The organism is Candidatus Saccharimonadales bacterium, assembly GCA_035457485.1.
GTDB lineage: Bacteria > Patescibacteriota > Saccharimonadia > Saccharimonadales > EFPC-124 > DATIBO01.
Genome location: DATIBO010000010.1, coordinates 1 through 1,054 on the forward strand (window position 1 = coordinate 1; position 1,054 = coordinate 1,054).

The window sequence follows — 1,054 nt, forward strand, 5'->3', positions numbered from 1 at the left end:
AAGTGATTGATGGAAACAATCACTTTGAGACAGTTTGAACGACAAGAACTGAGGCGTTGGGTAAGAGGACAAAGCCGAGACGCGGCGCAAGCGCGCCGAGCTCGCTTGATACTTTTGATCGCCGATGGGGAACGCTACGGGGTGATTCGCGAGAAGCTCAGTTGCGATACCAATTTTATTGCTCGTTGGAAAAAGCGCTTTGTGGGCGAGAGATTGGCCGGTTTGTATTCGCACCATACCGGCCGACTCGCCAGCCCCCAGAGTGAGCGCAAAGAGGCTCGGATTCTTAAATGGACGTTGCAGAAAAAACCCTCGGACGGGTCCACTCACTGGAGCGGTCGTAAGCTGGCGTTGGAACTGGGCGATGTCTCGCATATGACCATTGCCCGAGTGTGGTCCAAACACGGCATCGGGCCCCATCGTGTTGAGGGTTACATGAGCAGTAACGATGGTGCTTTCGAGACCAAGGCTGCCGATGTGATCGGGCTTTACTTGCATCCGCCCCAACACGCAGCAGTATTCTCGGTCGATGAAAAAACCGCCATCCAAGCTTTGGATCGCAAAGACCCTGTCCTGCCGCTGACTGCAGGACGAGCCGAGCGCCATGGGTTTGAGTACTTTCGCCACGGAACGTTGTCGCTTTACGCTGCCTTTAACACCCAGAGCGGTGAGATCTTGGGAAAGACCGCACAGCGTCATACCCGTGCGGAGTTCGTCGCCTTTCTCACCGACATTGTTGCCAGTCAGCCCGCTAACAAAGAGATTCATGTCATCTTGGACAATCTTTCGGCACATAAGACGGACCGAGTTAAAAGTTTCCTTGCCGATCATCCTCAGGTGCACATGCATTTTACGCCGACCTATTCCTCATGGCTGAACCAGGTCGAACTATGGTTTGCCAAAATCGAGCGCGACGTGATCGCTCGCGGGGTGTTCACCTCCGTGACAGATCTAAAGAAAAAAATCATGCGCTACATCCGCCAATACAACAAAAATCCAAGAACCGTAAAATGGAAATATTTCAATCCCAAACATCGCATCAAACGCGAATCAA

1 protein-coding gene is annotated in these 1,054 nt (G+C 52.4%); it reads left to right on the plus strand.

Annotated features, from left to right (window positions below; genetic code table 11):
* Nucleotides 1-9 precede the first annotated feature (9 nt).
* On the plus strand, nt 10-1,054 hold a 1,045-nt coding region (locus tag VLA77_05090; protein HSE29930.1), incomplete at its 3' end, for an IS630 family transposase.